Consider the following 21,445-nt stretch of genomic DNA (forward strand, 5'->3'; position numbering starts at 1 on the left):
CTAAGCCCTGGCCTCGACCTGTCACTGCAACTACCCGTCCGTCACAGCACCTGAAATCCATGCGCCAACGGGTCACGTTCATCCACGAACAGCGTGTTCAGCCCTGTCACACGGGCCCACCCCGAAACGCTTGGGATCACGGCATCATACTCGCCCACTTTACAGGCCGACTCGACACGCCCGACATAGGTAGTGCCGATCAGGCTCTCGCTGCAATACGTATCGCCCACCCCTAGCCGCCCTCTGCCGTACAACTGTGCCAGCCGAGCTGAAGTGCCGGTGCCGCCTGGCGAACGGTCCAGGGCACTGTCACCATAAAAGACGATACCGCGCCCATCGGCTTCGGCCTGCCGCCCTGCATCACACCAGAGCACATGGTGCACCCCGCGGATGTCATCGTGCTCCGGGTGCATGGGGTCGCACAGCGGGGCAAGTGCACTGCGCAAACGCCGACTCTGGTCGACGATCTGCGCCGCCGACAGGCCATCCAGCCCGGGCCAGCCAGGCTGAGGTTCGACGACGGCGTAATAATTGCCCCCGTAGGCGATGTCTACCTTTAGTACTCCAAGGCCTGGCACTGATACTTCGAGATCAGCCTGGTGGAGGTAGCTCGGTACATTGATCAACCGCACCGAACTCACCTTGCCCTGGGCTTCAACGTACTCCACCTCCACCTTGCCGGCTGGCGTTTCGATAGCCAGCCGCCCCGGCGTTCGGGGTGATACCAGCCCGTGCTCGAGCACCACCGTGCTAAGCCCGATGGTGCCGGCGCCGCACATCGGCAGGCAGCCGCTGACTTCGATGAACAGCACGGCGAAATCACAGTCCTCACGCACCGTCGGGTAAATCATGGCGCCAGACATCACGTCATGCCCACGCGGTTCGAACATCAGTGCCCTGCGCATCCAGTCGTGATCACGCAAAAAGAGGGCACGGCGCTCGGCCATGCAGACATGGGGCAGCAACGGCGCGCCCCCGACCACTACACGCACCGGGTTGCCACAGGCGTGGGCATCGATGCAGAAGAACGTCTTGCGCATGCAGATCTCCTTAGTGTTGGCGTACCGGTTTACGCTGCAGCAAGCCGCGTGACAGACGGTCCAGCAGCAACGCAACGGCCACGATGGCCAGCCCTGCCCGTAGCCCCAGGCCCATCTCCATGCGCGTCAGGCCCCGGGTCACTTCAGCACCAAGGCCGCCAGCGCCCACCAGGCCGGCCAGTACCACCATGGCCAGGGACAGCAGGATGCACTGGTTCAGGCCTACCAGCAGTGTGGGTGCAGCCGAAGGGATCTCGATCTTGCACAGAATCACCCGGGGCGTAGCGCCCAGTGCCTGGCCCAGTTCCAGCAGGTGGCGCGGCACCTGGCGAAACGCCAGTGTGGTCAGGCGCATCATGGGTGCCACCCCGTAGATCACGGTGGCCATGATGGCGGGCACCTTGCCGAGGCTGAAAATCATCACCGCAGGTATCAGGTAGACCCACGGCGGTACGGTCTGCATGATGTTCAGCACGGGGCTGGAGGCTTGCTCGAAACGCTTGAACCGAGCCGCGAGAATGCCCAGCGGGAACGCGATCATCACTGACAGCAATACGGACACTGATACCAGTGCGAGTGTCTGCATGGATGCCGTCCACAACCCCGAAAGCAGGCAGAAGCCCAGCATGGCGGCGGCCAGCACGGCCGTACGCACGTTGATCATCACCAGGGCGAGCGCGGTGACCAACGCAATCACCCCCCACGCAGGCAGCGCCAGCAGCGCCGCCTCGAAACCGCCCAGCACGGCGTCGACCACACGGCTGATGAACGCAAACAACGGGTGGAAGTTGGCATTGAGCCAGTCGACCCCTGGCGCCAGCACGGCACCCGGAGAAAAGCGCATGTCAGTGAGCATTATTCTGGGCCTCGCGCTGCGAAGGGGTGGCGTTCTGTGCCAGACGGTCCAGGATCAGGGTAAGGATCACGATCGCCAGGGCGGCATCGATGGAGCGAGCAATATCGAGCGTGCGTATGGCCCCGTAGATGGCTTCACCAAGCCCGCCCGAGCCTACGATCCCCGCAATCACCACCATGCCGAACGCCATCATCAGGCTCTGATTGACGCCAGTCATGATGCTGGGCAAAGCGAACGGCAGGCGGATCTTGAAAAACAGCTGCATTGGGCGGGTGCCGCTGGCCTCGCCCAGTTCGATGAAAGCGCGTGGTGTCATGCGAATACCCAGCGCCGTGAGGCGCAGCACCGGCGGGATAGCGACAATGAACGTCGCCACCAAGGCGGTCGCCGAGCCATAACCCAGCAAGGCGATAGCCGGTAGCAGGTAGATGTAGGGTGGCAGGGTTTGCAAGAGGTCCAGCACTGGCTCGACCACACCATCGAGCTTGGGCCACAGCCCACCGATCACACCGCATGGGATGCCGACCAGCAATGCCAATGTGGTTGCCGCCAGGACCAGCGCCAGTGTGCTCATGGTCTCGCCCCACATGCCGATCAGTGCGCATACCAGCAGACCGATGACCGTCAGCGCTGCTGATCGCCAGTGCCCCGACAGCCGCCAGGCCAGTGCGCCGATCGCCAACGCCACGACGTAAAACGGCGCCAGGTTCAGCACCCATGACAAAGCATCTACCAGGCTGGTGAGTACCCCGTTGATCCAGTCGAATACCTGGGCGCCGCTGTCGGTCAACCATTCCAGCCCGGCGTCTACAGCGGCATCGAAATTGGCGGGAAAGGTCGACAGGTTCATGCCCTCGCCTCCCGCTCAGCGCCTTGCACCCCACGGAGCAGGTCGGTGGGTGTGACAATACCGATGGGCTGGCCGTCGTCCACGATCAGCAAGGCTTCACGCCTGGACAAGACCAGGCAATTGATCAGCTCGTCAAGGTCGGCCTGCGGGCTTGCAACCGGTAGCGTACCGAGGTCGATGTGTGGGTGGCGCGTGCCCCACTCTGCGTGACAGGACATTACCGAGTGCGCCCTCACCAGATGCAAGCGTGAGATCCCGGCAACGAAGTCGGCCACATAGCCATCGGCCGGGTTCAAGACGATGTCTTCAGCGGTACCGACCTGGATGATCACACCGTCCTTCATGATCGCGATACGGTCGCCCAGGCGGATGGCCTCTTCCAGGTCATGGGTAATGAATACTGCCGACTTGCCCAGGGATTTCGTCAGGCTGCGAAACTCGTCCTGCAGCTGGCGGCGGATCAACGGATCCAGCGCACTGAACGGTTCATCCATCAGGATGATCTCAGGGTCGCAGGTAAGCACCCGCGCAAGCCCCACGCGTTGCTGCATGCCACCGGACAGCTCGCTTGGGTAGCGCGAGGCCCAATCGCTCAAACCCACCTTGTCCAGCGAGCGTTGGGCCGCCGAGAGCCGGTCGGCCTTGGCGACGCCCTGTACCTCCAGGCCAAACGCGACGTTATCCAACACCGTCCGGTGGGGTAGCAGCGCCACGCTCTGGAACACCATGCCGATGTGCTGCGAACGGACGTTGCGCAATGCCGGGCCATCGAGCGCGGCCAGGTCTTGCCCCTTGACCAGCACCTGCCCTGCACTGGGTTCGATCAGCTTGTTCAGCAGCCGGATGAGGGTCGATTTGCCGCTGCCCGAGAGCCCCATGATGCAGAAAATCTCGCCCCGCTTGACGTCCAGGCTTACGTCGGACACGCCGATGACGCAGCCATGGTCCTGCAGTATCTGCTTTTTGGAGATGCCGTGATCGCGGCTCGCCTGGATCGCATCTTCAACATGCTCGCCGAACACTTTCCACACACCACGGCAACTTACCAGCACATCATCAGCGCAACTAACTGAACTCTTCATTTCACACCCGTCAACCCAGCAATTTCTGGTTTTATTGTTTAAGTCGTTTACGGCAGTGTCAGTGGCAGATCGGCAGTCATGAACGTGACCGCCCTCCTTCAGCGGTCACGCTTAAGGTCAGGGCTTTTTGATGTTTTCCCAGCGTCTGATCAACTCGGCATTACGCGATGTCCAGTCCGCGACGGCCTGGTCCATGGTCTTGCCGTCCTTGACTTCGCCATTGATGGCGGTGATATCGCTGAGCGGCACATAGACCCCGGCCAGCACTTCACGGGCGTGGGGGTTCTTTTCCGCGAAGCCTTTTTGCCCGATCCAGTAGTAGCCCTGCGGTGGCGGGAACACCCCTTTGGGGTCCTTGAGGAACTTGAGGTCGTACTTCTGCGACATCCAGGAAGGCTCCCAGATCGTCACCGCCACCCATTCCTTCCGGTCGATGGCCGACTTCAGCGCCGCGGTCATGGCCGCAGAGCTGCCCTCCAGCAGGTTGAGCCGAATACCGTACTCGGTGACCGCTTTCGCCGCGTCGCTCATCAGCCCAGAGCCTGGCTCAATGCCAATGATCTTGTTGCTGAACTTATCGGCCTGGTCGTTGAGTTGTTCGAGGGAGTCGATGGGTACGTACTTGGGCACCGCGATGCCCTGGTACAACCCGTGTGAAACCGGGGACAACTTCTCCAGCCGGTTCTTGTTGCGGTTCCAGTAATCCTGAGCGACGTAGTCAATCTGCGACGCCAGAATCTGGATATCGCCTTTGCTCAGTGCAGCGTAGGCAACGCCCCATTCGGAAAACGATGTCACCTTGACCGTGTAGCCGGAGTCTTCGAGCACTTTCTTTGTAATACCGGTAATGGGTGTCAGGTCTTCCCACGACAGGGTGCCCATCTGGATCACGTTGTCTTCCGCCTGCGCGTTGAGCACCGCTGCGCTTAACATCGCGAGCGCACAGAGCGCTTTCTTCATGTAACCCATTGGCTCTTACCTTTATTGTGAATTTATAAGTGACGCCTATGCCGAGTACACGCCCGGGCTTGCCGAGGGCTCCCCACCGGGCGCGTGCAGCGAGACTGGCACGGGCGCACAAGCCGGTCAATACTCACTGAATTCTATATGTATACAAATAGAATTCATTAACTCGGCTCAAACCTTTGAATCTTCTGCGCTTGAGCACGTCGAGGTGCTGGGCGCCGATCCCAGGGCCAGTCGTAATCAGGAATTGTTCTGTCGTGAATGGAACAGCGCTACCGCCTGGGCTTGGGCGTAGGGAGTACAGCGTTGGAGCAATATGAACGGCAGATGCGCCACCGAGCGCAGCAGCGTGCCCCCCTGATAAAAGCAGCGATGGCCAAGCCAATACCGTAGACTGACGGCGAAAAACCTTCATGACTGTGTGTAGGCTTACTGTCTAATCACCTTCTAAAGCCCTTATCCAAACCGTAGACAACCTCATGACCAACAAGAAGTCTTCCATGAATGCGCCGAAGGCCACGGATATCCCGATTGATCGCAAAGTGGTATTGAGCGAGGCACTCCGTCGCCGCATCCTGAATATGGAGCTTGCGCCTGGCGCGGTCGTCGACGAGATCGCCCTTGGCAATGAATTCGGCCTGTCCAGGCCGCCGGTGCGCGAGTTGCTACGTCAGATCGCAGCGGAGGGCTACATCGAGCTGGAAACCAACCGCGCCCCGCGGGTCGCAGCGATGAACCACGACTCCCTGCGAAGTTTCTTTCTTGCAGCACCGCTTATCTACATCGCCACCACCCAACTGGCTGCGCTGCACGCCAGCGACGCGGAGATCGAACAGCTCAAGCGTATCCAGCAGCAGTTTCGCCAGGCGATCGACAGTAAAGACGTTGAAAACCGCGTCATCCTCAACGACGCGTTCCATCTCGAGATTGGCAAGATGGCGCACAACGAGTACCTGATGCCCAGCCTGCGCCGGTTGCTGATTGATCACGCGCGCCTGGGGCGGATCTTCTACCGCCACCCCACCACCGATGACATGCAACGCGACCTTGAACTGGCCTGCGACCAGCACGACCAGATGATCGACGCCATCGAACGCCGCGACCCGCAGGCTGCTACTCAGATCGTCCAGGCCCACTGGGAGCTCTCCCGCAGGCGGATGGCCGAATACACTGCACCCAGCGGTGTTGAGGTCGCCTTGGCTTACTGATGTCGGCGCCTGGGCTCCAACCAAAAAACCACTGCCCCAAGGGGCAGTGGCCAGTTGCGTGCCGAACGCCGTCAGAACAGCAACGCGACTGCTCGGGTCACGAAGCGTTGATCCAGATAGTCTTCAACTCCGTGTATTGGTCATGGGCCCAGATGGACTTGTCGCGCCCACCAAAACCAGACTCCTTGTAGCCACCGAACGGCGTGCTTACGTCACCTTCGCCAAAGCAGTTCACGGTCACCACGCCGGCACGAATTTCACGCGAGAGACGCAGCGCATTGCGCAGGCTGCCGGTGTACGCCGACGCTGCGAGGCCGTAAACGGTATCGTTGGCCAGTTCGATCGCCTCGTCGAGGGTTTCGAAACTGGTCACACTCAGCACCGGGCCGAAGATTTCCTCTACGAACAGTTTACTGTCGCGGGTAACGCCATCCACGATGGTCGGCTGCACGCGCAGGCCGCTCTCAGTATGGCCACCCTGCACCACGTTGAGCTTGTGCTCGTTGGCGTAGTCCAGGTAGGACTTGACCTTCTCGAAATGCGATTTGCTGACCATCGCCCCCAGGCGGTTTTCCGGGTCGAGCGGGTCGCCCAGTTTCCACGCTTTCAGGTGCTTGCCGATCAGCGCCAGCAGCTCATCCTTCACGTCCTTGTGCACGATCAGGCGCGAGGACGCCGAGCAGTTCTCGCCCATGTTCCAGAACGCGCCGGCAGTGACGAACTGGGCCACTTCATCCAGGTCTTCGCAGTCGTTCATGACCACCGCCGGGTTCTTGCCACCCAGCTCCAGGACGATGCGTTTGAGGTTGGACTCTGCGGCATATTTGAGGAACAGCCGCCCCGTATCGGTGGAGCCAGTAAAGCTCACCATCGGGATATCCATGTGGCGGCCAATGGCTTCGCCCACTTCGCGGCCGCCGCCAGGCACCAGGTTGAACACCCCGGCAGGAATGCCCGCCTCATGGGCCAGCTCCGCCACGCGCAAGGCGCTGAGGGTGGTTTCCTTGGCGGGCTTGACCACTACCGAGCACCCGGCAGCCAGGGATGGGGCGATCTTCCAGGCCAGCATCAGCAGCGGGAAGTTCCACGGCAGCACCAGGCCGACCACGCCGATGGCTTCGCGCACCACCATGGTCACTGCCGCATTGCCGGTCGGGGCGGTAGCGTCGTAGATCTTGTCGATCAGTTCGGCGTGCCAGCGGACAGTGTGGATGGTCTCCGGCACGTCGACGGTCTGGCACTCGCTGACCGGCTTGCCACTGTCCAAGGCTTCCAGCACTGCCAACTCGTGGGCGTTGTCTTCGAGCAACTGGGCGAACTTCTGCAACACATGCTTGCGGTCGTTCGGCTGCATCTTCGACCAGGTGCCCTGCTCGAACACACGTTTGGCTGCGGCCACGGCAACGTTGACGTCGTTGACATCGCAGGCTGCGACCTCGGCCAACTGCTCGCCGGTAGCCGGGTTGGTGGTGACGAAGGTATTACCCGAGATCGCGTCGCGGAATTCACCGTCAATGAACGCCTGGGTGCGCAGTTGCAGGTCGGCGGCGATGGCCGCGTATTGATCCTTGCTCAGCAAGTCAGCCATGTTCAAGGCTCCTTAGTTGATCTGGGCGATGGTGGCTTTCAGTTCAGCTACAACCTGCTTGAGCGTGTCTTTCTCGGCGGCATCCAGGTCGGACAACGGTTTGCGCACACCACCGGTATTCAGGCCATTGAGGGCAACGCCGTACTTGATGGCCTGGACGAACTTGCCTCCTTCGAGGAAGTCCATCAGCGGCATCATCGCGGCCATGATCTTGCGGCCCTTGTCGAAGTTCTTCTCGATCACGCAAGCCTCGTACAGGGCCACGTGCTCGCGCGGGATGAAGTTTGAACCGGCGCAGACCCAGCTCCTGGCGCCCCAGGCGAAAAATTCCAGGGCCTGATCGTCCCAGCCGCAGGACAGCTGGATGTTCGGGCGCTTGATGGCCAGGCGGTGCAACTGGGCCATGTCACCTGAGCTTTCCTTGATGGCGACGATGTTTTTCACGTCGGCAACGGCGTCGAAGAACGCTTCGCCCATGCTCACGCTCATGCGGCCTGGGTAGTTGTACAGCATGATCGGGAGGCCGGCAGCGGCATCGACCGCTTTGACGTGCAGGGCGATTTCCTGCTGGGTCGGCAGTGCGTACGGCGGGGTGCCCACCAGCAGTGCATCGGCCTTGATGTCCCTGGCGTGCTGGGCGAAGGCCACGGCGTCTTCGGTGCGGATGCCGCCGGTGCCAACGATCAATGGCAGGCGGCCGTTAAGCACGTCCTTGGCCTGTGCGGCCAGTTCAACGCGCTCTTGGGAGGTGTGGGCATAGTACTCGCCGGTTGAACCGCCGATGATGACCCCGTGCACCTTCGAATCGACCAGGTATTCGAGAACGTCGGCAAAGGCCGCTTTGTTAATCGAGCCGTCGGCCGACAACGGGGTCACTGCAGGTGTGTAGATGCCTTCGAACTTCACGGTATATCTCCAGTATGTCGTTGGATTAAAACCACGACGCACGCACGCCGCGGCTTGGCTGGGTCAAGCGAGTGAGGCCGCCTGCTGCAGGTTCATGGAGCGTGTCTCAGGCGCCAGTACGTACGAGAACGCCAGGCCGATGAACGTAACCCCCGCCGCTGCGTACATCGTTGCGCCGATGCCATAGGTGTCGAGGCCAATTGGCACGAGCCAGGTGCCCACCGCCGCCCCTACGCGAGACAGGGAGGTACCCACGCCGACTGCGCCAGCGCGGATCTCGGTCGGGAACAACTCGTTGGGGTAGACCAGTTGCAGTACCTGGGCGCCACCAATGAACAAGGCGTACGCACCGAACAGCACCAAAATCAGCATCTCGGAGCCGGCACTGCAGGCACCCAGGCCAAGCAGCGCCAGGCCCGACCACAGAAAGCTGTGCAGCAGTGTGGTGCGTCGGCCCAAGGTGTTGAGCAAACGGGTGGCGATGATGCAGCCGACCACGAACAGGCTGGTGATGGCCACAGAGCCTATCGACGCCCACTCCCCTTTGAGGTTGAGCGCACCCAACACCTTCGGCGCGAATGCATAAACCGCGAATACCGGGATCACCGAGCAGGTCCAGAACATCGTGACGAACAACATGCGCTTGCCGTAACCCGAGTGCAGCAGGCTGAGGAACGAGAGCTTGCGGGTCTTGGGCTCTTCGGGCAGGTTGCGCAGCGAGAACGCCTGGCCATACACCTTTTTGATGACCTGCTCGGCCTCTGCGGTTCTGCCTTTGCTGATCAACCACCGCGGTGATTCGGGGGTGCCCAGGCGTAGCGCAAACAACACGGCGCCGACCACGGCGGCACTGGCCAGCACCAGGCGCCACGCATCATCCCCACCCTGCAGCAGAATGGCCTCACCGGTCATGTAGGCCGTTGCGGCGCCAGCGAACCACAGCACCGTCAGGGTCGCCAGGCGTGGGCCACGGCTTTTCTTGGGCAAAAACTCCACCAACAGCGAAGTTGCCACCGGGTACTCAATCCCGACTGCAATGCCGATCGCGAAGCGCAAAAGGAACAGCGCGAGCGCCGAGTCCACCCAAAGCTGGGCCAACGACGCCAGGATGAAAAAGGTGGGCCCGACGAAAAAGACCCGTTTGCGACCAAACCGGTCAGTCAACCACCCGCCGCAAAACCCGCCGAAGAAAATACCCATCAGGGCGGAGGCCGCAATCATGCCCTGCCAGAAACTGGTCAGCCCCAGGCCCACGGACATCTGTGACATAGCCACGCCAATAATGCTCAGCACATAGCCGTCCACGAACGAACCGCCGCCGGACCTGACCGTCAGCAACTGGTGAAAGCGGCTGATAGGAACGTCTTCAATCGATACATCAGAGTTTGTCATTATTTTCTCCTGCTACCGCTGTAGTGCCGACCTGTTCAGCCAGCGGCCAAGGCCGGCCACGGCATTCAAGGCGTTGAAAGGGCTCAGCTCTCCTTGCCCGCCCGGTATTGCCCCCACCTGAGGTTCATGTTCAAGCCCAGCGACATGAGGGGTGCGGGCGGGTTGGCATTGGGCCCGGGCGTCTTGCGCACGAAGTCGATGAGCTCGTTGTGCTCCCCCGCCAGCCAGTCGGCCAACAGTTTTCCGGTGGCCGTGCCCCGGGTCACACCCAGGCCGTTGCAGCACAGGGCGCCGTACACGTTTGGCGCCAGTTCGCCGAAAAACCCCATGTGGTTACGCGACATGGCCAAGGCGCCGCCCCAGGTGTATTCGAACGGCATGTTGGGCAACATCGGGAAACGACGCGTGAAGGCGTCGCGATGACGGGCCGCGAACCTGTCGATGAACTTGCGGTTTGCACGGCCATCCGGGTTGAAACTGAAGCTGTTACGAATGAGCAGGCGGTTGTCCGGCGTACGCCGCACCGTGGTGCCGAATGGGTCTGCAGGGATCACGCCCCAGTAAGGCTTGCCGCCCAGGCGCGCTTGTTCCTCATCGGTCATTACCCGGGTCAGGCTGGCGTAGGTGAACACCGGCAACATGCGCCCTTTCAGGAACCCGAAGCTCATGCCAAAGGCATTGGTAGTGAGCACCAGCTTGTTGGCGGTGATCGAGCCGTTGGCATGCTTGAGCACGGTCTGAGCGCCATAGGCGACGTCGGTGATCGGCGTGTGTTCGTACAACGTGACGTTGGCGGGCAGGTGATCTGCCAGGCCTTTGACCAGTGCCGAGGGTTGCACCAGCGAGGTACCCGGCGTGAACAGCGCCTTGCGATAGAAGTGGGTGCCGATGTGCTCAGGCAACTCATCCGCCTCGATCATCTGATAGGGCTGTTCGAGTTTGTCCAGGCCCCGTCGATACGCTTCCAGCACCGCAATACCGCGCGGCTCGACGGCTGCCTGGTATTTGCCGCAATGCTTCATCTGGCAGTCGATCTGGTAACGCTCCACCAGGTCCTTGAGCAACGACTGGCCACTGATATTGAGCTTGAGGGTGGTACGGGCAATGCCAATGTCACCGATGTAGTCTTCGGCGCCAATATCGTGCGGCAGGTCGATTGCAAAGCCGGCGTTACGGCCAGACGAGCCGTAGCCCACCTCCTGGGCCTCCAGCAGAACGACCTGGTCGTCCGGAAAGTGCAATGCCAATTGCCGAGCAGCGGCCAGGCCCGTAAAGCCAGCACCCACCACCACCCAGCGAGCATGGGTGTGGCCGGTATGCGGGGGCTTGATCTGCCGCCCTTTACTGAGGTGGTACCAGCCGCATGTTGTGTCGTCAGCGGGCAACGAACTTATTTTTATCATTTCAGGAACCAGTTGTTGTTGTTAGCGCCTGTTCCTCATCCCGCCTCGCGATCACGTGGCAATCGGTGAACCGAGCCTGTACGGCCCAGGTTTTCGAAGCTCACGGAGGTCGTGCGATGGCGCTATGTCTACAGTCTGTATACTGAATATAGGCAGCGTTAGACAGTGTGTCTACAGATATTTTTCTGCTTTCGATACCGCTCACAGCCGCACGCGCACGGCACGTCTGTTAGCGACTCAATCATGTCTATTTACGCCTGAACGCCACCGGATACCCACGTTTTAAATACCGCCGCAGGCTCGATACCCATCTACTGTATTCATTGTCTATCTTTGGTATACATTAGCCGCTGCCTGCCCTAGCACCCTCTGCCAGTGCGTTTAACCCGCCTTGAATATTCGAGAAATCCGCCGTGAACCCGACGCGCAACTTCAGCAATACCCTCAGCGGTCACAACTCACGCTTCACGCCCCCGGTCGATGCGGGTGTCAGGCAGCAGACGCAGGTTGGCTTCCTGCTGCTTGAGCACTTTTCCCTTCCTGCGTTCACGCAGGCGCTGGATACACTCGTCACCGCCAACCTGATCCAGCCCGGAAGTTGCGCCAGCAGCACCTTCAGTGTTGATGGGGCCGCCGTCACCAGCGACCTGGGCATTGTGATCTGCCCCGCAGCAGCCATCACCTCAGGCCTTCAGCAGTCGCTCGACTTACTGGTGATCTGCGCAGGGTTGCGCACCCCACTGGTCGCTTCGGTGCAATTGACGGGCTGGCTACAGGCGCTCGCGCACAAAGGCGTTGCACTTGCAGGGCTTTGGAATGGTGCATGGTTCATGAGCCAGGCCGGCCTGCTGGATGGCTACCGCTGCACCGTGCACCCCGAGCACCGGGCCGCAGTGGCCGAGACAGCGCCGCGCAGCCATGTCAGCTCGGAGAGCTTCGTGGTGGACCGGGACCGCTTGAGCGCTGCCAGCCCTGCCGGCGCGTTCAATATGGTGCTCGAATGGCTGGGCACGAAACGGGGTACGCAACTCACCGACGGCATTACCGCGATCCTCGCTTTCGAGGCGTCGCGCTACCGCCGCGCCAGCCCCGCTCCCCATGCGAACATCAGCGAGCCTTTGCGCGAGGCCATCAACCTGATGAGCGCCAACCTTGAAGAGCCCTTGAGCCAGGATCAGCTGGCCAGCTATGTAGGCCGTTCGAAGCGGCAGATAGGCCGGCTGTTTCAGCACCAACTGGGCACTACCCCTGTTCGGTACTATATGGAGCTGCGCATTACCGAAAGCCGCCGCCTGCTGCAGTACTCAGAGCTGCCACTACTGAGTGTGGCGATCGCCTGCGGCTTCGTTTCAGCGAGCCATTTCAGCAAATGCTATACGGCATTCTTCGGCTACAGCCCTTCCAAGGAGAAACGCTTTGGGTGCATTAAAAGCATGCAGCGTGAAGTGAAGTGAGCCCCGGCTCCATCAACAGCGCATCCGGGGCGCAGTGTCCGGTTCGCGGCGTCAATGGGGGGTAGGCTTGCAGCGCGCACCGAGTACCGTTGCCAGAACAACCAACAATGCCCCTGCAGCCATGCGCAGCGATGGCTCATCCTCGAACAGCCACCACGCGCCAAGGATGGCGTAAACGGGCTCCAGGGCGATGATCATGCCCGCGGTACGCGCTTGCAAACCCTCCAGACTCTTGACGAAGAGAAACTGCGAAAGCCCGGTGCAGAACACGCCGAGCAGCGCCAGGTACATCCAGTCCTGTGCATGCAGACCGGTAGCCGGCAGATGATCAAACGCGAACGGCACCATCAGCAGGGCAACCACCACGTTCTGCCAGAACGCCACCTGCAAGGCTTTCATGTGCGTGGTGTGCCGCCGGTTCACCACTGCCAGCAACGCAAATGAAACGCCCGAGCCCAGCCCCCAGATCAGCCCGACAGTACCCTCGTTGAGCAGGTCGAACGTAGGCACCACCAGTACCAGGCCAGCCGTTACCATCAGCAGTAAAAGCCCTTCGCTACGGCTGATGCGTTCGCGGAAGAACAGCAGGTCGATGAGGGCAATGAAGGCCGGGAAGCTGGCGAAACCGAGCGTGGCTACCGCTACCCCTCCGACCTTTACGGCAATGAAGAATGTCACCCAGTGTGCTGCCAACAACGTGCCGGTAAGGCCAAGCACGGGTACGTTGCGCCAGGTCAGGGCGTCGAGTAGACGCGTCCCTTTCAGGCCCGCAACGAAACCCAGCGCAATGAAGGCAAAGGTCGCCCGGCCAAAGGTGATGATACTGGCGTCTGCCAGGATCAACGCCCCGAGGATACCGGTAAGGCCGAACAGCAAGGCAGCGATATGCGCCCAGAGCAGTGCATTACGATGACCGGGGGCAACACCGGCCGCAGAAACAGAAGTAGCGATCATGGCAGTCGTCTCAAAAGGTGCGCGAACGCAATCCGCACAGTCGCAGCGCGGCGTTGAGTGTGATTGGAAATTTATAGTTATGAGGTGCTACCGGCGGGCCGGTGCGGGGCGCTGCAGCGTTGGAATTATGAGACGAGGCTGCTTACTCGCAGATAGTGCAGCGGCTTACCGGTAGCGCGCAGTAAGCCGTTATGTGAATTATGGCCCGCCAACAGGGGCCTATCTCGCCTTGAGAGGACGTGCCCTTGTCAAATATAGACACGCCACGCTGTACACCCCTGAAAGCACCCCAGGTAAAGGTCGGAGCAGGAGGGCAACGTCGCACCTTGTGTTGGCAGTGTTCGCCCAGAGCATGATGGCAACGTTTCCAACCTCCTACTCTGCCACCTTGCCAGAGGCGTAACCCTTGAAAAACTAACCACCCGATGCCACGGAACCACCTTGCATGCCCATCGACTTCAGACCCGCTCAAGCCTCGGATGCGCACGATATCGCGCGCTTCTTTCAACTGACCTCAGAGGGCATGGCCGATTACATATGGAGCAAGCTCGCCGCACCGGGTGAAGCACTGCTCAGTGTCGGTGCGGCCCGCTATGCCCGGGAGCAGGGCGACTTCTCCTACAAGAACTGCCTGATGGCCACCGACGCAGGGCGCGTCATCGGCATGATGCACAGCTATGCATTGCACGCCACGCCTGACGGGCATGTCGAGACCGACCCGGTGCTTGCCCCTTATGCCGACATGGAAATACCCAACACCTTGTACATCTCCAGCCTCGCCCTGGATGAGGCCTGGCGCGGCCAAGGGCTTGGCGTGCAGTTTCTTCGCCATGCCCAGCAGCGCGCCGATGCTGCCGGGCTGGATGGGCTATGCCTGATCGATTATGCCGAAAACCACGGCGCACGCCGGTTCTATGAACGCCATGGCTTCCAGGTTGTTAAAACCTGCCAGATCGTTGCGCACCCGATGCTGGGCGTCACCGGTGACGCCTATTTAATGTATCGCTCTTCCCACAACCTGCTCGAGAAATAATGATGAACAAGACGCTGACCGTATTCCGCGACCTGGATATCCAACCGGTGCGCGACCTTCCCTTTTTCGAAGAAGTCCTGGAAGGTGACCCCCACACGCTGACCTCCAAGTACTATCACGATGAACAGCAAGGCCGCATTTCCGGGGAGTGGGAAGCCAGCATCGGCGCCTGGCGCATCGACTACAAAGTCTGGGAGTTCTGCCACGTTCTGGGTGGGCGCTGCGTCATCGAGCTTGAGGGTTGCGCCCCGGTCACACTCGCCGCTGGCGACACGTTCATTATCGAACCAGGCGCCAAGGGCAAATGGACTGTGCTCGAAGACATGAAAAAGAATTTTGTGATCCTCTTGCCCGCCAGCGCGTGACTTGTCTCGGCTTCAGGCTGAGCGTCTTTGGCAGTGCAGCAGCGGTTTCGGGTACAAACGCTTAATCTGCTATCGTTCGCGCCCTGCATCAAGGCAATAACAGCCTGAATCACTGACAAGGAGTGTTACGATGAAACACCCGGTGCGACTGACCGGCGGCCAGTTCGACGCGTTCATGAAGCGGTTTTTCCCAACCTTTGTGGGCGGCTTTCTGCTGTGTGCACTGGCGTCAGGAAGCGGCATGGCGCTCTGGGAACACAGTTATCTGCGTGGTGTGCCTGACAGCGGGAACTACGCCGTGGCAGCAGTGATGGGCCTGGCGCTACTGCTGTGCGGGGGCCAGTTTGCGTTCATCCGTGGCTTGCGTTGGGGCATCTGGCTGGTAGTGCCTTGCCTGCTGGCGCCCGCGCTGGTAGCCGCCAGCCTGTTCGGCACTCGCTACGCCGGCCCAGGGCAACTCGCGGTGCTGGCAATGGCCCTGCTGGGTTTGCTGGTGATCAACAGCAAACGCCACCGCGGCATGCGCCAGCGTTTGCATGAAATGCGCCTGCAACGCAAAGGCGCACTGCCGGCAACGCCCGCTGACCACTTCCCGGACGGCGCACCCCCCAGCAAACCCTGGTTAGCGCGGGTGGTGCTGGGTTTGCTGGTCATCATGGTGGCCTGCAAGATCTACCTGGTTTTCTGGGGCTGATCGCAGGCGAGCACCGCCGAACTTTCCGACAGCCACACTGGAAATACCCGCGAGTCTCACGATCCCTCATGGCCTTTGCCAAATCGATGCATCCACCCGCACCCGCTTCGGGAGCAGTTTGTGCTCGAAAAACAGGTCAGCCGTTTGCTGCTGAGCCGCAGCCACCGCGTCACTCACCGGCAGTACCGGTGATGGCGGCCGGTGGCTGAAGCTGCGCTGCACCACCGCCTCCGGCAGGCCCATGAACGCCGCCAGCAACCGCACGCTGCCGGTTTCGTCGCTGCGGGTCAGCGCCTCGGCACGGCTGATTTGGTCAAGCACCTGTGCGACGAACCGTGGGTGGCCCTGTACATAGGCCCGGGCGCCCAGCATGAAGGGGCCACTCAAGCCCAACCCCTGCCCGTCGGCCAGCAGCCGCGCCTTGCCCTCAAGTTCCATGGCCGAATAGAACGGGTCCCAGATCGCCCACGCATCCACGCTGCCACGCTCGAAGGCAGCGCGGGCGTCAGCCGGGGCCAGGAACACCCACTGTACGTCGCGGATGCTCAAGCCTGCCTTTGCCAGCGCACGCAGCACCAGGTTGTGCGCACTCGACCCCTTCTGCAGGGCGATACGCTTGCCCTTGAGCCCGGCCACCTGGGTAGTCGGGCTGCCGTTGGGCACCAGGATCACTTCGGCCTGGGGTTTGGCCGGCTCAGCCCCGATGTACAGCAGGTCGGCCCCTGCTGCCTGGGCGAAGATCGGAGGTATGTCACCGGTGGCGCCAATGTCCAGGCTGCCAATGTTCAGCGCCTCGAGCATCTGCGGCCCCGCGGGAAACTCCAGCCACTGGACCTGAGTGTTCGGGAAGCGCTGTTCCAGCAACTGGTGCTGCTTGGCCAGCACCAGGCTGATCGAGCCCTTTTGATAACCGATGCGCAGGCTGGGCGGGTCGCCGGCATGGGCGAGACCCGCCAGCGCTGCCAGCAGCAATAGGGCAACACGTGCAAGCGCCATGGTTTATTCCTTCCAGTCGGTCGAGGGTTTTTCCCAGAGGTTTATCCCGCCTTCAACGGCGTACCGGTCAATGGCCGCCAGCTCCTCGGCGCTGAACGCCAGGTTGTCGAGAGCTGCGACGTTTTCGGTGATCTGTTCCGGCCGGCTGGCACCGATCAGTGCCGAGGTCACCCGTGGGTCGCGCAAGGTCCAGGCCAATGCCAGCTGGGCCAGGCTCTGGCCACGCTGGTGGGCGATGGCATTCAGGGCGCGAGCACGGGCGATGTTGGCTTCGGACAAATGCTGGGGCAGCAGCGACCCGCCGCCTGCGCGGTTGACCCGTGCATCGGCCGGGATGCCGTCAAGGTACTTGTCGCTGAGCAGCCCCTGGGCCAACGCGGTGAACACGATCACCCCGGCACCCACGGCCGCTGTGGTGTCGAGCAGGTCGCGCTCTATCCAGCGGTTGAACAGGTTGTAGGACGGCTGGTGGATCAGCAGCGGCACCTTGAGCGTGTCGAGCAGCGCTGCCATCTCGGCGGTTTTGCCTGCCGAGTAGGACGAGATACCGATGTACAACGCTTTGCCCTGGCGCACGATATCGGCCAGCGCAATGGCCGTTTCTTCCAGCGGGGTATCGGCATCGAAGCGGTGGGAATAGAAAATATCCACATAGTCCAGCCCCAGGCGCGCCAGGCTCTGGTCCAGGCTGGCGATCAGGTATTTGCGCGAGCTGCCGCCCTGCCCGTACGGCCCGGGCCACATGTCCCAACCGGCCTTGCTGGAGATGATCAGTTCATCCCGGTAGCTGCGCAGGTCCTCGCGCAGCAGGCGGCCGAAATTCACCTCGGCGCTGCCGTACGGCGGGCCGTAGTTGTTGGCCAGGTCAAAATGGTTGATACCGGCATCAAAGGCGGTATGCAGCAAGGCGCGCTGGGTGCTGATGGGCGTGGCATCACCAAAATTGTGCCACAGCCCCAGTGACAGGGCCGGTAGCACCAGGCCATTGCGCCCTACCCGGCGGTAGGGCATGCGTGCATAACGGTCGGGGTTTGCGTGATAGCTCATGGGGATTCTCGTCAAACAAAATGGGGGTTGGCCGGGCGTTGCAGGCCTAGATGCTCGCGCAGCGTCTTGCCTTGATAGTGGCGACGGAACAGGCCACGTCGCTGCAGTTCGGGCACCACGTGCAGGGCGAAGTCTTCGAGCCCCAACGGCAGGTGGGGGACCAGTATGTTGAAGCCATCGGCTGCACTGCCTTCGAACCAGGCCTGCAGTTCATCGGCAATCTGCGACGGCGTGCCCACCACGCTGTGGTGCCCTCGCCCCCCAGCGATGCGTCGGCCCAGCTGCCCCAAGGTCAGTTGCTCGCTGCCGGCCAGCTCGGTCAGTAAAGCCTGGCGGCTGCGTTGGCCGTTGTCGGTGGGCGGCAGCGGTGGTAGCGGGCCGTCCAGCGGGTAGCCGGACAAGTCGAAGTTGCCCAGCATGCGCCCCAGCAGGCCCACCCCGACACGGGGGTCGACCAGGTCCTGAAACGCTTGGTACTTGTCTTCGGCTTGTGCCTGGCTCTGCCCCACTACCACGAACACACCGGGCATGATCTTAAGGGCGTTCGGATCCCGCCCGTACTTGGCCAGTCGCCCTTTTACGTCGGCGTAGAACGCCCGTGCCTTTTCCAGGCTGGGCTGTGCGGTGAACACCACTTCGGCGCTCTGTGCCGCCAACGCGCGACCGGCTTCTGAGGAACCCGCCTGGACCAGTACAGGCCGCCCCTGTGGCGAGCGGGCCACATTCAGCGGGCCTTTGACACGGAAATGCTCACCGGCGTGGTCGAGCGTGCGCACCGCATGGGGCGGGTGAAACAGGCCGCTGGCTTTGTCACGTACGAAGGCATCGTCCGCCCAGCTGTCCCACAAGCCTTGCACCACCTGCTGGAATTCACGGGCACGGGCGTAGCGCTCGGCGTGCGAAATGTGCGCCTCAAGGCCGAAGTTACCAGCCTCGGCGGCCGCGTCAGAGGTCACCAGGTTCCACCCGGCACGCCCCGCAGACAAATGATCCAGCGAAGCGAATTTCCGTGCCACGTGGTACGGCTCGTTGTAACTGGTGGTGGCGGTGGCGATCAGCCCGATGCGCTCGGTGACCGCGCTGAGCGCCGACAGCAAGGTTAACGGTTCGAAGTACACCGAGCGGGCGCTAAGGCTCGCCCAGGGTTCGGCGGGCGCTGCCACGCTGTCGGCGACGAACAGGGCGTCGAAGCACGCTGCTTCGGCGATCTGCGCCGTGCGCCGGTAGATGGCAAAATCCAGCGGGTCCGCCGGCACCTCCGGGTGGCGCCAGGCGGCAATGTGGTGCCCGGTAGCCATCAGAAACGCGCCCAGGCTCATTTGACGGGACATGGGGTTCTCCTTCAATACACAAATACGGCAGCCGCAGGCTCAGAAGTCCTTGCGCAGTTGCACGCCGAAGTAGCGCCCGTCGTCCCGGGGCACCGAGCGGTAGATGTAGTCACCGCCACTGGACAGCATCTGCGCGTACGACGTGTCGCCCAGGTTCTTGCCCAGCAGCGCCACGCGCCAGCCGGCGTTGTAGTCGGCCAGGGCAATGCTGGCATTCCAGATGCCATACGCGCCCTGGACCGTGTCCGGGTTCTGGTCGAGGCTGAACTGCACGGCGTCCTGCCAGCTGTAATCACTGCTCAGTTCCACGTCCAGGCCGTTGTCCAGCGGGATCACGTAGTCAGCCCGCAGGTAGGTTTTCCAGTCCGGGGTGAACGGCAGGTGGCCGCCGTCGATATTGCAGTTGGCGGCTGCCCCTGGCGGGCAGTTGAAGTGATCGACGCGCGCCTTGGTGTAGGCCACGGCGGCCGACAGTTTCAGGCGCGAGGTGGCCTGCAGGCTGGCATCCAGTTCTACACCCTGGGTCTTGACCTTGCCGGCGTTGACCAGCCGGGTGACCACCTGGTTGGCCACGGTGTCGAAGAAGTTCGCCTGGTAGTTGTCGTAATCGGTATGGAAGACAGCCAGGTTGGCGGTAAGGCGATTGTCCAGCGCCGTGCTCTTCAGGCCGATCTCGTAGGCGTCGGAGGTTTCGGGTTTGAGCGCCTGGGTGTCACGCGGCTGCATGTTGAAGAACACGTTGTAGGCCGGGCCTTTGTAGCCCCGGGAATAGGTGACATAGCCGGTCAGGTTGTCGTTGAAATCGTACTGCAGCCCGGTCCGCCCGCTCCACCCGTCCTCGTCCACCGACCCTTCGCTTGCGGTAGAGGGCTGGATACCGGTCACAGCGGTGGCCGACGTGGACACGCGGCGGTGATCATAGTCCAGGTCATCGTGGGTCCAGCGCAGCCCGAAGATGGCGCGCAAGTCGTCGGTAAAGTTGAAGGTGTTCTCGCCGAACAGCGCCACGCTGTCGTTGCGGGTAGCGTAATTGGCGCGGCCAAGGTTGGCGATGCCGCCATTCACCGACAGGCGCTGGTAGGTTTCCTGCGACTTGCCGTGCATGTAGAAGGCGCCCAGTACATATTCATTGAACTGGCCCTTGGGCGAGGTCAGGCGAAATTCCTGGCTGTACTGGTCGTAATCGACCGTGCCCTTGTCATGGGAGGCGGTCAGCGGCAGCAAGGCGCGCCGGTCACCGTCCTGGTACTGGGTGTTGTTCCAGCCCCGCCAGGCACTGATCGAGGTCAGGGTGAAGTCGCCCAGTTGCCAGTCCAGCTGCGCAGACAAGCCCTGGTTTTCGTCTTCGACGTGGGTCTTGAAGTCGCTGTTGATGTCACGGTTGTGAGCACTGGCGGTCACCGGCCGCAACTGGCTGGCAAAGGCGTTGCCCGCACGGGTGACCACACCGCTGGGCAGGGTATCTTCGCCTTTCATGTAGTCCGCGATCAGGGTAAGGCGCAGCGCCTCGTCCGGCTCGAATTCAAGCTTGCCGCGTGCGCCCTTGCGTGTGTAGCCATTGACGCGGTGGCCGTTGGCAACATTGTCCACGTTGCCGTCATAGCCGCCCCACAACGTGCTCAGCGAGCCCTTCAGGTGCTCATCGAAGCGCCCGCCAATGCCGAAGCGCAGGCGGTTCTCGTCGCCCCCACCAAAATGAGCGTAATCCACATACCCTTGGGTCTGCTCCGGGATGGCCTTGCTGATCACATTGAGTACGCCGGCCGATGCGTTTTTGCCGAACAGTGTGCCCTGCGGGCCACGCAGCACTTCGATACGTTCGAGGTCAAGCAGGTCGAGGGTAGATTGGCCGGGGCGGCCGAACACCACGCCATCGACCACTGTGGCGACCGTGGGCTCTACACCGGGTGAGGTCGAAATGGTGCCCACGCCACGGATGAACAGCGAAGTATCCTTGTTGGAAGCGCCGGCCCGGTAGTTGAGGGTGGGTACCTGCTGCACGATGCTGGCGACGTTGTTGCGGTTATCCCTCTCCAGTTGCTCGCCCTCCACTACCGAAACGGCCACCGGCACCTTTTGCAGGGGTGCCTCACGGCGGGTGGCTGTAACCGTGACGGCCCCCAGCGCAGTAGGCTGCACGGCCTCTTCTGCCTGGGCGCCCTGCCCTATGGCAGCCAGCAGCACAGCCGTGGCCAGGGGTTTGTGAGGAGGTTTGAAGGAAGACCGACTGCGGCTTTTCTGCATGATGCACACTGCCCTGATAGACCAGACGAAAGAGAA

19 protein-coding genes are annotated in these 21,445 nt (G+C 61.7%); 5 read left to right on the forward strand and 14 right to left on the reverse strand.

Going from position 1 to position 21,445, the window contains the following annotated elements; all coding sequences use genetic code 11:
• Positions 1-41 precede the first annotated feature (41 nt).
• From IAE33_RS08535 to IAE33_RS08555, 5 genes are all read right to left on the reverse strand, one after another.
• Entirely contained in the window at positions 42-1,040 is a 999-nt protein-coding gene (locus IAE33_RS08535; RefSeq protein ID WP_201163164.1) for a 4-hydroxyproline epimerase, read from the reverse strand.
• A 10-nt stretch (positions 1,041-1,050) separates the two neighbouring features.
• Positions 1,051-1,899, reverse strand: a complete 849-nt coding sequence (locus IAE33_RS08540; protein WP_028634255.1) for an ABC transporter permease — start codon at positions 1,897-1,899, stop codon at positions 1,051-1,053.
• A complete protein-coding gene (locus tag IAE33_RS08545; RefSeq protein ID WP_060481880.1) occupies positions 1,886-2,746 on the reverse strand; it encodes an ABC transporter permease in 861 nt (286 codons plus the stop codon). Before IAE33_RS08545 ends, IAE33_RS08540 begins: the two co-directional genes overlap by 14 nt.
• Positions 2,743-3,828 carry a quaternary amine ABC transporter ATP-binding protein gene (locus IAE33_RS08550; RefSeq protein WP_201163165.1) on the reverse strand — a complete coding sequence of 362 codons (1,086 nt, stop codon included), beginning with the start codon at positions 3,826-3,828 and terminating at the stop codon, positions 2,743-2,745. Before IAE33_RS08550 ends, IAE33_RS08545 begins: the two co-directional genes overlap by 4 nt.
• Positions 3,829-3,945: 117 nt before the next feature.
• Positions 3,946-4,797 carry a glycine betaine ABC transporter substrate-binding protein gene (locus IAE33_RS08555; protein ID WP_201163166.1) on the reverse strand — a complete coding sequence of 284 codons (852 nt, stop codon included), beginning with the start codon at positions 4,795-4,797 and terminating at the stop codon, positions 3,946-3,948.
• A gap of 497 nt (positions 4,798-5,294) precedes the next feature.
• Here IAE33_RS08555 and IAE33_RS08560 point away from each other — a divergent pair, with 497 nt between their 5' ends.
• Positions 5,295-6,002: a GntR family transcriptional regulator gene (locus IAE33_RS08560; RefSeq protein WP_028634259.1), complete on the forward strand. Its 708-nt coding sequence runs from the start codon at positions 5,295-5,297 to the stop codon at positions 6,000-6,002.
• 97 nt (positions 6,003-6,099) lie between these two features.
• Here IAE33_RS08560 and IAE33_RS08565 read toward each other — a convergent pair whose 3' ends face one another.
• The 4 genes from IAE33_RS08565 to IAE33_RS08580 form a co-directional block, all read right to left on the reverse strand.
• Positions 6,100-7,590, reverse strand: coding sequence for an aldehyde dehydrogenase (locus IAE33_RS08565; protein ID WP_201163167.1), 1,491 nt, complete (start codon positions 7,588-7,590; stop codon positions 6,100-6,102).
• Positions 7,591-7,602: 12 nt separating this feature from the next.
• Complete coding sequence (locus IAE33_RS08570) at positions 7,603-8,496, reverse strand: dihydrodipicolinate synthase family protein (protein ID WP_201163168.1); 894 nt, start codon at positions 8,494-8,496, stop codon at positions 7,603-7,605.
• Between the two features lie 63 nt (positions 8,497-8,559).
• Positions 8,560-9,888 carry an MFS transporter gene (locus IAE33_RS08575; RefSeq protein ID WP_201163169.1) on the reverse strand — a complete coding sequence of 443 codons (1,329 nt, stop codon included), beginning with the start codon at positions 9,886-9,888 and terminating at the stop codon, positions 8,560-8,562.
• 83 nt (positions 9,889-9,971) lie between these two features.
• The gene (locus tag IAE33_RS08580; protein WP_201163170.1) at positions 9,972-11,291 is read right to left on the reverse strand and encodes an NAD(P)/FAD-dependent oxidoreductase; all 1,320 of its coding nucleotides are present in this window, start codon (positions 11,289-11,291) and stop codon (positions 9,972-9,974) included.
• A gap of 413 nt (positions 11,292-11,704) precedes the next feature.
• On the opposite strand from IAE33_RS08580, the gene IAE33_RS08590 reads away from it, so the two are divergent.
• On the forward strand, positions 11,705-12,745 hold the full coding sequence (locus IAE33_RS08590; protein ID WP_201163171.1) for a GlxA family transcriptional regulator: 1,041 nt from the start codon (positions 11,705-11,707) through the stop codon (positions 12,743-12,745).
• 51 nt (positions 12,746-12,796) lie between these two features.
• Here the strand turns inward: IAE33_RS08590 and IAE33_RS08595 are convergent, their stop codons facing one another.
• Positions 12,797-13,699: a DMT family transporter gene (locus IAE33_RS08595; RefSeq protein ID WP_201163172.1), complete on the reverse strand. Its 903-nt coding sequence runs from the start codon at positions 13,697-13,699 to the stop codon at positions 12,797-12,799.
• Positions 13,700-14,144: 445 nt separating this feature from the next.
• Between IAE33_RS08595 and IAE33_RS08600 the strand changes: the two genes are divergently transcribed.
• The 3 genes from IAE33_RS08600 (at position 14,145) to IAE33_RS08610 (ending at position 15,791) form a co-directional block, all read left to right on the forward strand.
• Positions 14,145-14,732 (forward strand): GNAT family N-acetyltransferase, encoded by a 588-nt coding sequence (locus tag IAE33_RS08600; protein ID WP_201163173.1) that lies wholly within the window; start codon positions 14,145-14,147, stop codon positions 14,730-14,732.
• 2 nt (positions 14,733-14,734) lie between these two features.
• Positions 14,735-15,097: a cupin domain-containing protein gene (locus tag IAE33_RS08605; protein ID WP_201163174.1), complete on the forward strand. Its 363-nt coding sequence runs from the start codon at positions 14,735-14,737 to the stop codon at positions 15,095-15,097.
• A 130-nt stretch (positions 15,098-15,227) separates the two neighbouring features.
• Positions 15,228-15,791 (forward strand): hypothetical protein, encoded by a 564-nt coding sequence (locus IAE33_RS08610; RefSeq protein WP_201163175.1) that lies wholly within the window; start codon positions 15,228-15,230, stop codon positions 15,789-15,791.
• 66 nt (positions 15,792-15,857) lie between these two features.
• On the opposite strand, the gene IAE33_RS08615 is transcribed toward IAE33_RS08610, so the two are convergent.
• The 4 genes from IAE33_RS08615 to IAE33_RS08630 are packed head-to-tail and all read right to left on the reverse strand — an operon-like array spanning position 15,858 to position 21,409.
• Complete coding sequence (locus tag IAE33_RS08615; protein ID WP_201163176.1) at positions 15,858-16,787, reverse strand: aliphatic sulfonate ABC transporter substrate-binding protein; 930 nt, start codon at positions 16,785-16,787, stop codon at positions 15,858-15,860.
• A gap of 3 nt (positions 16,788-16,790) precedes the next feature.
• On the reverse strand, positions 16,791-17,834 hold the full coding sequence (mgrA, locus tag IAE33_RS08620; RefSeq protein WP_201163177.1) for an L-glyceraldehyde 3-phosphate reductase: 1,044 nt from the start codon (positions 17,832-17,834) through the stop codon (positions 16,791-16,793).
• A gap of 11 nt (positions 17,835-17,845) precedes the next feature.
• Entirely contained in the window at positions 17,846-19,165 is a 1,320-nt protein-coding gene (locus IAE33_RS08625) for an LLM class flavin-dependent oxidoreductase (RefSeq protein WP_201163178.1), read from the reverse strand.
• A gap of 39 nt (positions 19,166-19,204) precedes the next feature.
• The gene (locus tag IAE33_RS08630) at positions 19,205-21,409 is read right to left on the reverse strand and encodes a TonB-dependent receptor (RefSeq protein WP_201163179.1); all 2,205 of its coding nucleotides are present in this window, start codon (positions 21,407-21,409) and stop codon (positions 19,205-19,207) included.
• Positions 21,410-21,445: the final 36 nt, after the last annotated feature.

This window comes from Pseudomonas sp. S60 (genome assembly GCF_016647865.1).
Lineage (GTDB): Bacteria > Pseudomonadota > Gammaproteobacteria > Pseudomonadales > Pseudomonadaceae > Aquipseudomonas > Aquipseudomonas parafulva.

Bases quoted from the DNA above. Each gene is read 5' to 3' on its own strand.
- IAE33_RS08535 (WP_201163164.1), bottom strand. From the start codon at position 1,040: ATGCGCAAGACGTTCTTCTGCATCGATGCCCACGCCTGTGGCAACCCG.
- IAE33_RS08545 (WP_060481880.1), bottom strand. From the start codon at position 2,746: ATGAACCTGTCGACCTTTCCCGCCAATTTCGATGCCGCTGTAGACGCC.
- IAE33_RS08550 (WP_201163165.1), bottom strand. From the start codon at position 3,828: ATGAAGAGTTCAGTTAGTTGCGCTGATGATGTGCTGGTAAGTTGCCGT.
- IAE33_RS08555 (WP_201163166.1), bottom strand. From the start codon at position 4,797: ATGGGTTACATGAAGAAAGCGCTCTGTGCGCTCGCGATGTTAAGCGCA.
- IAE33_RS08560 (WP_028634259.1), top strand. From the start codon at position 5,295: ATGAATGCGCCGAAGGCCACGGATATCCCGATTGATCGCAAAGTGGTA.
- IAE33_RS08565 (WP_201163167.1), bottom strand. From the start codon at position 7,590: ATGGCTGACTTGCTGAGCAAGGATCAATACGCGGCCATCGCCGCCGAC.
- IAE33_RS08575 (WP_201163169.1), bottom strand. From the start codon at position 9,888: ATGACAAACTCTGATGTATCGATTGAAGACGTTCCTATCAGCCGCTTT.
- IAE33_RS08580 (WP_201163170.1), bottom strand. From the start codon at position 11,291: ATGATAAAAATAAGTTCGTTGCCCGCTGACGACACAACATGCGGCTGG.
- IAE33_RS08595 (WP_201163172.1), bottom strand. From the start codon at position 13,699: ATGATCGCTACTTCTGTTTCTGCGGCCGGTGTTGCCCCCGGTCATCGT.
- IAE33_RS08600 (WP_201163173.1), top strand. From the start codon at position 14,145: ATGCCCATCGACTTCAGACCCGCTCAAGCCTCGGATGCGCACGATATC.
- IAE33_RS08605 (WP_201163174.1), top strand. From the start codon at position 14,735: ATGAACAAGACGCTGACCGTATTCCGCGACCTGGATATCCAACCGGTG.
- IAE33_RS08610 (WP_201163175.1), top strand. From the start codon at position 15,228: ATGAAACACCCGGTGCGACTGACCGGCGGCCAGTTCGACGCGTTCATG.
- IAE33_RS08615 (WP_201163176.1), bottom strand. From the start codon at position 16,787: ATGGCGCTTGCACGTGTTGCCCTATTGCTGCTGGCAGCGCTGGCGGGT.
- mgrA (WP_201163177.1), bottom strand. From the start codon at position 17,834: ATGAGCTATCACGCAAACCCCGACCGTTATGCACGCATGCCCTACCGC.
- IAE33_RS08625 (WP_201163178.1), bottom strand. From the start codon at position 19,165: ATGTCCCGTCAAATGAGCCTGGGCGCGTTTCTGATGGCTACCGGGCAC.
- IAE33_RS08630 (WP_201163179.1), bottom strand. From the start codon at position 21,409: ATGCAGAAAAGCCGCAGTCGGTCTTCCTTCAAACCTCCTCACAAACCC.